Raw genomic sequence first — 8,350 nt, 5'->3', positions numbered from 1 at the left:
CTTTATTTACTGCAGCTTTCATAACGTTCCTCCATGGTATTATTGGATTTCAGCCTATACGATAAACTTATTAACTGTCACTATTATTGATCCACATCAAATAGCTAATCACTGTGGCATTTAATTAAACTATTATTTAAATTCAATAACTTAAATTTTAAATATGGCATATCTACACTTTAGTAGCAGAAGATTGCATAGTGGCTATTTCTTTTAGTTATACCCCGAGCGTGCTAGCATTTAATTTCTGAAATTTTTGAATACTAAAAATTATGAGCCTATCTGAAAAAAACTTAGCTTTTGTTATGCACTGCGGTGAAATGGGTAGCCGTTGGGGCTTTAACCGCACCATTGGTCAAATGTGTGGATTATTAACCATTACTAAAGAACCAATGACGGCAAATGAAATTGCCGATACCTTAAGTATCTCGCGCGGAAACGTAAGTATGGGCATTAAAGAGCTACAGTCTTGGCGCTTAATTAAAGTGCACCATATTCCGGGTGACCGTAAAGAATACTACGGCCCTGCTGGCAGCATTTGGGATATGGCCAACCGCGTATTCGAAGAGCGTAAAAAACGCGAGATAGACCCAACCCTAAGCCTGCTTCGCGATAACATTTTAGAAGAAGCCCACACAGATGATGAGCGCTTTGCTCAGCAACAAATGCAAGAAATTCACGACCTACTCGAAACCGTAACCAAGTGGTCAGCAGAGCTACAACGCTTAAGCCCTGAGCAACTGCAAAGCCTAATGAAACTAGGTTCTGGCATTGGTAAGGTACTTGATTTTAAAGATAAGATTTTGAAAAAGCCGGGGAAAGGGGAATAAGTTAGCGAGTTTGACCTTGTAGGCGTGAAACTTGTTTCGCGCGCACTCTTGTAGGTCTTGCTTAAGGCGTTTGTAGGAGATAATCGTAACTTTGTTTCCATTTGCTATACTAATAATTAAGCGTCTATTTACGTTCTGACATACAAGGATATTAGGCTATGTATAAACAAACGGAAATTAATTACACGTTAATTATTATTTTATTAGTGATTAGTGCCTTTATAATTTTCTCTCCTGAACTGGCTAACCTCAAACTGATTATAATATCGATAAACCTGCTTATTGTTGTGTTGTTTTTTTCACTGACAATAGTAATCGATGAACAAAAACTTCGTTGGTATTTTGGGTTTGGGATCATTAGCAAACAGGTTGAATTATCTCAGATTGCCGACACTTCTGAATACCAAACAAAATGGTATCAAGGAATTGGTATACGTATGCTAAGTGATGGCTGGTTATATAACGCGTCTGTTGGAAAAGCCGTTAAAATAACTTTAACTGACGGAAAAAACATATACCTTGGCTGTAAAGACGTTGATGCACTGCAACAAGCACTCAAGGTAAAGGTTTAAAATTGTACCGAGTGGAAAGTTAGCGAGTTTGTAGGAGGCGTTTTAACGCCGAATAAGTTAGCAAGTTGCTCGGGTAAAACTTATTGCTTTACCCTTGGTACTTGCTAACTTTTATTAATCAATTACTTAATCGCTGGGTAACCGATGCGATCTGATAAGTAACCGACACTGGTTGCGAAGTAATACGAGCGATTCCAGTGCATAAGTGCTTTGTAGTTATCGTAGGCTAGATACATACGGCCGTTTACGTCATCTGGCATTACCATTGCGGCGGTAACATCAACGTTTGGTAAGTCACTGCCATCCATTTTACGAACACCGATGGCTTGCCAATCTGCAAGGCTGCGCTCTGAATCTTTCCAATACTCTAACCATTGGCTGCGTGTTTTCGTGCCACGTTTAAGAATATATGAGTTATCAAACCCTTCAGGTAATTTAACTTGGCGACCCCAGGTTAAATCATCGTTCCAACCAGCTTGCTTTAAGTAATTTGCGATTGAAGCAAATGCATCTTCTTCTGTGGTCCAAATATCTTTGCGGCCATCACCATTGTAATCAACAGCATAGGCGTTAAATGAGGTTGGCATAAACTGCGTTTGCCCCATTGCACCAGCCCAAGAGCCTTTGAATTTATCAAGGGTAATGTGACCCTCTTTTAAGATATCAAGTGCTGCCCAAAGTTGGTTTTTATACATGGCTTCGCGGCGACCATCAAACGCAAGTGTCACCAATGATGCAATCACACTGTGACCACCTTGGATTTTACCAAAGTTACTTTCTAGGCCCCAAAGTGCAACAATAAAACGCGCTTGAACACCGTATTCTTTGGCTACTTTTTCAAGAACGTCTTGGTTTTCTTTGTATAATTTACGCGCGCGGTCAATTTTCCATTGCGGCACACGTTTTGGTAAATAAGTTTCGAGGGTTTCTTTTACTTCTGGCTGATTTTTATCTGCTGAAATAACTTTCTTTTTGAATTTAGCTGTTGCAAGTGCTTGATCAACTAAGGCTTCATCATAGCCTTTTTCAATTGCTTCTTTTTTTAATGCTGCAACGTAAACGTCAAAATCAGCTTGTGTCTTTTGTTCTGCCAATACTGAAGTACTTAGTGAAGCACTGAGTAAAATGACGGCAAGTTTTTTAATCACTCTCAACTCCCTTGTCTTTTTTAAATTGGGTTAACAGATTTTCTTCTGGCGGAGGTAATTGCAAGTAGAACCCTTGATCAATTAACGCTTGCTTAACCGCGCCTAAGTCTGCCACACCTAACTTTTCACGGCTTGCTAGATTAATCATCATCACGTACTTAGGTTGACCAAACGTTTCTAGTAAAGGTTCAGGTACGCGTGAGAAATCATCTCTTTTTTCTACAAAAAGGTATGTATCCGCTTTTTTAATACTTTTATACACCGCAGTTAGCATTATGGCCCTATAATATCTTGCTTAACGAAGGCGCACACTATAACATGAGTCAAATAATAAGTTAGAAAAAATAGATTAGATTTTTACTGTATATGCCTTGTTCAGCCTGTGTTTATACTTAAATTATGCTAATCCAGACAATTCAATTGAGCGTGTATGTCGGAACAAATTTTTGAATTAAAAGGGAACCTTTTTACGTTATCTGTTTTACATTTATTTTCAGCAGATACGGCCCTCTTAAGTAAGCAGTTAGATGAGAAAATCGCCCAAGCACCTAAGTTCTTTGCCGGTGCGCCTATCGTAATCAACTTAAGCGACGTACAAGATGAAGCGCTTGATTTCTCTTTCTTAAAATCAATGTTAAGCGGCCTTTCGCTAAACCCTGTTGGGGTTTGTAATGGCTCTCAAGAGCAAAACGAAAGCGCAAAAGCTGCAGGCTTGTCGGTGTTAAATTATTCACAAGACGTTAAGGCTGCAACCGCTAAACAACAAACAAATACATCTATCGTTGAAAAAACCGTTCACCTGCCTGCGCAAGTTATTCATGGCACTGTTCGTTCGGGCCAGCAAGTGTATGCAAAAGACCGCGATTTAATCGTGATTGGTGCTGTAAGTCATGGCGCCGAAGTGATAAGCGACGGTAACGTGCACATTTATGGCACCCTTCGCGGCCGTGCAATTGCAGGGGCAAAAGGTTACAACGAAGCAAATATATTTTGCCAAAAATTAGAAGCAGAACTTGTTTCGATTAATGGTAGTTATTGGATCAGCGACTCTCTACAAGGTGAACACTGGGGCAGCGCAGTACAAATCCAACAAAAAAATGATTCATTAGAAATTTCAGCTTTGGTTAAAGGATAAATCTCATGGCAAAAGTGATTGTCGTTACTTCTGGTAAAGGTGGTGTTGGTAAAACCACATCAAGTGCTGCGATTGGCACAGGTTTAGCGCTTAAAGGCTTTAAAACCGTTATTATCGACTTTGATATTGGTCTACGTAATCTTGACCTTATCATGGGTTGTGAACGCCGTGTTGTTTATGATTTCGTAAACGTAATCAATGGCGAAGCAAACCTAAATCAAGCACTTATTAAAGATAAGCGCGTTGATAAGCTACATATTTTACCTGCCTCACAAACCCGTGATAAAGACGCACTAACCCGTGATGGTGTTGAGCGCGTACTTAACGAGCTGAAAAAAGATTTTGATTACATTGTGTGTGACTCACCAGCGGGTATTGAAGCCGGTGCAATGATGGCAATGTACTTCGCTGATGAAGCGATTGTAACAACGAACCCAGAAGTATCATCAGTACGTGACTCTGACCGTATTCTTGGCATTTTACACAGCAAATCAAAACGTGCTGAAGAAGGTCTTGAAAGCGTAAAAGAACATCTACTATTAACACGCTATAATCCTGAGCGTGTTGAAAAAGGTGAAATGCTTTCGGTAGAAGACGTACAAGAAATCTTAGCGATTAAACTACTGGGCGTTATTCCTGAATCACAAGCTGTTCTTAGTGCATCGAACTCTGGTCAACCGGTTATTCTAGATGCTGAATCTGATGCTGGCCAAGCGTATACAGATGCAATCAATCGTTTATTAGGCGAAACTGTTGATTTTCGTTTCTTAGACGTTGAGAAGAAAGGCTTATTTAAACGGATTTTTGGAGGTTAATGTGTCTTTACTTGACTACTTCCGCTCAGAAAAGAAAAGCAGTGCGTCATTAGCAAAAGAGCGATTGCAGATCATTGTCGCACACGAACGTTCACAGCGTGGTACACCTGATTATTTACCACAGCTAAAACAAGACATCCTAGATGTTATTCGTAAATACGTGAATGTAAACACTGATGCAGTTCAGGTTCAGTTTGACCAAAACGAAGATGACTTAGCAGTACTTGAGCTAAACGTCACTTTACCTGACGAAGAAAAGAAATAGTCAAAATTGGGCGCTTAGTTTTTAACAGCGCCCTTTTTTATTTCTGCCACTGCATGTGAAACTCATAGTCGTCTTCGCCTAGAGTTTTAAACCCTGCCCGTTGATATAATCCATACGCTGGATTAGCTTTTAACACCGTTAAATTTATCTTTGCTGTTTGCGCTTTTAGTGCATCTAACACCTTAGTGCCTAACCCTTTGCCTTGCTCTTTAGGTGCAATTTGTAGCTGTAATAAACTAATTGCTTGATCACTAACGATGAACTTGGCAGCGCCTACACATTGCCCATCATTTAACACTAAATGACTATGCTCAAAGTGCTCAGCCACTCTTGCTTGATGCTGCTCAAGTGATAAAAATAACCCCTGATTTTCTAAGTGCTCAACCATGGTATTTAATCTTAGGTCGAGTAAATAGGCTTTGTCTTGCTCAGTTGTTTTTACAAACTTAATCATTATTGTCTTAAAAAAGAAAAAGGTACTTTAATAAAAGTACCTTTTTAGGTTGCAACAAACAACATGTCTTCGGTTAGAAATTATAATTTGCGCCTAAGTAAAAACGGCGGCCCGAATATTGGTTATAAGTAAAGCGATTGCTTTGTTTCCAGTAACCTTCTTCAACTTCTTCTGTTAGGTTCACAACTGATGCGGTAAACGAAAGATCCTCTGTTAAGTTGTACGAGGCATTCACATCAAGCTGACCATAGTCTTTGGTATATAAGTTATAGCCTTGGTGAATACCGTTAGCACGGTCATCTTTCCAGTTATACGACGCACGAACACTAAAGTCGTCATTTTCAAAATACACCGACACATTATATTGGTGCTTAGCCGTGCCTGGAATTTCGGCTTCTGTTTTTTGCCCGTCAGTAGATACTTCGCTGGTGCTGGTATCTGTGTAGGTATAGTTAGTTAAAATACCAAAACCATTATCAAACGAATGCTGAAAGAACAGCTCCAAACCTTCTGATTTTGCATCACCGCCACCGACTTTGGTGTTCATTTCGACTTCGATTGGGCCATTACAACAATCGTGTTCACGCTCTACTATTTCTACTGTCGAAATTGGTAAGTTAGAAATATCTTTAGAGAATAACGTCGCGCCAAGTGCTGAACCATCGCCGTAATACCATTCAATACCTAAATCGAATTGGTCAGATAACATAGGCTCAAGCCCTGTATTTACTGAGGTACCATTACCACGGCCTGTCCATGAATCAGGTGAGTTAATGTTAACTGGAGGACCATATGACTCGGCCTGGCTTAAGTCTGAATAGCTCACTCTTGCCATGGTGCGTGCTGCGGCAAAACGAACAACAAGGTCTTCGGTTGCATCCCATGCAAGGTTAAAGCTTGGTAGTACTTCACTGCCATCGCTACTGCGCTCATTCGGGTCGGTATCGTCATCGTCTTGACCAATGACATCATCGTAAGTCAAAGTGCTAAGCTCTGTATTGACATAGCGCACGCCGACATTACCGCGAAAATCTTGCCATTCAAAATCAGCTTGTGTGTACACAGACCAAATTTTCTCTTCAAGGGCATAAGTACCCGAAAGCGTAGGTACAACTGTTTGGCTAAAGTTTTCTTTTAAGTAGTTATCAAGCGCTCCAAAATCGAATGCTAAAAAGTTAAATGCACCTGTATCACCGGCGCTGTTATCAACCACGTGGTCGCTCACCAATGTTGGTGCATCCGGATGAAAATCTGGATTATGGAACCACTCAGTACCAGGTAAATAACCTCGGTAACCACCGTTATCAGCTATGCCGTCATCCCAACGAAAGTCGTTACGAATACCTTTAATTTCGTGATCGCGGTATTTACCCCCCACATATAAACGGGTGAAAAAGCTACCATCAAGGTCAAATTTTACATCTGTTTGAATGTAATCTTCAGAGTCTTCATTTTCAGATGAGTAAGAGTCAAACCAATCGTAATATTGGTACGCTTCTTTATCAGTGGCTAAATCGGTCGATACTTCATAGCTTGGTTTACCATTTTCAATTGACCATAACCAGCTATTTACTGAGCCTAACCGCGCATCAATATTAGCGTAGGTTTCTTTTGAGGTACCACCCTCTGCTTCGGTATGCCCCAGCTTTACTGTAACGCTGTAAGTATCGCCATAATAAGTGCCTTCAAAATCGTAGGTGTTTGATTTTGACTCACCAAAACGCTCACGCCCGGTAAGTTGAGGAGACAACAAACCGCGACGCACAGGCACACCGCCGTTTACATCAGCATCACCCCAGTTATTGTCATTCAGTAAACCATTATCACCGTTACCGTAAGCAACTACGGTATCGCCATCAAGTACAATACCGTAATACGGGTTATGATTATCATTCCACTCAGCAAAGGTAATGCTTTGTCCTGTTTGGTCATAACCTAGCTTGGCACCAAAATAATTAAAGTTTAAGTCAAGTCTGTCACTTGGGGCCCATTGAACGGCCACTTGATAACCATCACGGGTACGGTCTTGGTTTGAGTTATTTACACTCATAGCCCGCGGTGCCCATACATTGTTGTACACTTCGCCAGTTGCTTGGTCGACAAGCGCAGGGCGCTCTGCCCCTTCAACTGTATCTGAGTGAAAACGCCAGTGTGACGCGTTGTTAGTGATGGTTGTTACGGTGCGATCTTGACGAGTAAAGCCGGCAAGTACGCCAAAGTTTTCGTCGTCATTTTTCCATGAATAAAGCACATTGACTTGCGGTTTAGTATCTTCAGACACATCATCGTAAGTTACTTCAGCACTTAACGCACCTGAGTTTGCTTCCATCTCTAGTGGTTTACGGGTATGTAAAATAACCGTACCACCAATACCGCCCTCATCTATGCGTGCTTCAGCACTTTTATACACTTCTACACTTTTGATCATGCTTGAAGGCAATAACGTGTAATTAAAACTACGGGTAGGAGTACCTGAACCTGATGAAGCAATATAGTTACCGTTTAATTGGGTTAGAGTCCAATCTGGTGAAGTACCACGAATACTTACACGGCTACCTTCGCCACCATCGCGGTCAATTAGAACACCTGATACACGTTGCAATGAATCAGCGACATTTTTATCAGGGAACTTACCTATATCCTCAGCAGTGATTGCATCAACAGTGGCAGCTGATAGTCGTTTTATTGCTAAGTTTTCTGCTGTTGAAGAACGAATTCCTCGTACTTCAATCACTTCTACATCGTCATTTGCTTGCTCTGCTGCGTAACTTGTATTAATAGCAGCCAATAGCGAAATTAAAATTGCATTACGTTTGAAATGCCGTCCCTGCCCTTTTGTTTTTATTACAGTTTGCTTGCCCATGCCTATCTCCAGTTGTGTGTTCTGTTTTTGTTTATGAGGCTTTAATACCAACCCGCAATAATAATTAGTCATTTAGAGGGATTAAACCTGTCGCTAACTGCGTTAAAAATTTCTGATTTAGAACAGCTAAATAACGAAATTTCTGCTTTGTTATCAACAAGGTTTTCTTGCCTCAAAATAGACCATTTAATTAAGCGAATTGGTATAACCTCCACAAAAACGATTTATTGTTATCGGTTTTAAAACGTATTATCGGTAGTTAATAGCT

9 protein-coding genes are annotated in these 8,350 nt (G+C 40.6%); 5 read left to right on the top strand and 4 right to left on the bottom strand.

Annotation, left to right across the window (positions count from 1 at the left end; all coding sequences use genetic code 11):
- Window positions 1–272: 272 nt before the first annotated feature.
- Window positions 273–830 (top strand): MarR family transcriptional regulator, encoded by a 558-nt coding sequence (locus L1D46_RS11455; RefSeq protein ID WP_055021667.1) that lies wholly within the window; start codon window positions 273–275, stop codon window positions 828–830.
- Window positions 831–988: 158 nt separating this feature from the next.
- Window positions 989–1,402 carry a hypothetical protein gene (locus L1D46_RS11450; protein WP_130052572.1) on the top strand — a complete coding sequence of 138 codons (414 nt, stop codon included), beginning with the start codon at window positions 989–991 and terminating at the stop codon, window positions 1,400–1,402.
- 122 nt (window positions 1,403–1,524) lie between these two features.
- On the opposite strand, the gene L1D46_RS11445 is transcribed toward L1D46_RS11450, so the two are convergent.
- Window positions 1,525–2,550 (bottom strand): lytic murein transglycosylase, encoded by a 1,026-nt coding sequence (locus L1D46_RS11445; protein ID WP_130052573.1) that lies wholly within the window; start codon window positions 2,548–2,550, stop codon window positions 1,525–1,527.
- The gene (locus L1D46_RS11440; RefSeq protein ID WP_130052574.1) at window positions 2,543–2,824 is read right to left on the bottom strand and encodes a YcgL domain-containing protein; all 282 of its coding nucleotides are present in this window, start codon (window positions 2,822–2,824) and stop codon (window positions 2,543–2,545) included. Before L1D46_RS11440 ends, L1D46_RS11445 begins: the two co-directional genes overlap by 8 nt.
- Before the next feature lie 156 nt (window positions 2,825–2,980).
- On the opposite strand from L1D46_RS11440, the gene minC reads away from it, so the two are divergent.
- The 3 genes from minC to minE are packed head-to-tail and all read left to right on the top strand — an operon-like array spanning window position 2,981 to window position 4,765.
- Window positions 2,981–3,685, top strand: coding sequence for a septum site-determining protein MinC (gene minC, locus L1D46_RS11435; RefSeq protein WP_130052575.1), 705 nt, complete (start codon window positions 2,981–2,983; stop codon window positions 3,683–3,685).
- Window positions 3,686–3,690: 5 nt separating this feature from the next.
- On the top strand, window positions 3,691–4,500 hold the full coding sequence (minD, locus tag L1D46_RS11430) for a septum site-determining protein MinD (protein WP_130052576.1): 810 nt from the start codon (window positions 3,691–3,693) through the stop codon (window positions 4,498–4,500).
- A 1-nt stretch (window position 4,501) separates the two neighbouring features.
- Window positions 4,502–4,765 (top strand): cell division topological specificity factor MinE, encoded by a 264-nt coding sequence (gene minE / locus L1D46_RS11425; protein WP_054552047.1) that lies wholly within the window; start codon window positions 4,502–4,504, stop codon window positions 4,763–4,765.
- A 37-nt stretch (window positions 4,766–4,802) separates the two neighbouring features.
- On the opposite strand, the gene L1D46_RS11420 is transcribed toward minE, so the two are convergent.
- Both L1D46_RS11420 and L1D46_RS11415 read right to left on the bottom strand, forming a co-directional pair.
- The gene (locus tag L1D46_RS11420) at window positions 4,803–5,219 is read right to left on the bottom strand and encodes a GNAT family N-acetyltransferase (RefSeq protein ID WP_239977573.1); all 417 of its coding nucleotides are present in this window, start codon (window positions 5,217–5,219) and stop codon (window positions 4,803–4,805) included.
- Window positions 5,220–5,292: 73 nt separating this feature from the next.
- On the bottom strand, window positions 5,293–8,082 hold the full coding sequence (locus tag L1D46_RS11415) for a TonB-dependent receptor (protein WP_168990038.1): 2,790 nt from the start codon (window positions 8,080–8,082) through the stop codon (window positions 5,293–5,295).
- Window positions 8,083–8,350 lie beyond the last annotated feature (268 nt).

This window comes from Pseudoalteromonas sp. Isolate3, from assembly GCF_022398505.1.
GTDB classification, from domain to species: Bacteria; Pseudomonadota; Gammaproteobacteria; order Enterobacterales; family Alteromonadaceae; genus Pseudoalteromonas; species Pseudoalteromonas apostichopi.
The sequence above is the reverse complement of the archived record's forward strand: the minus strand, read 5'-3'. Positions and strand labels throughout refer to the sequence as shown.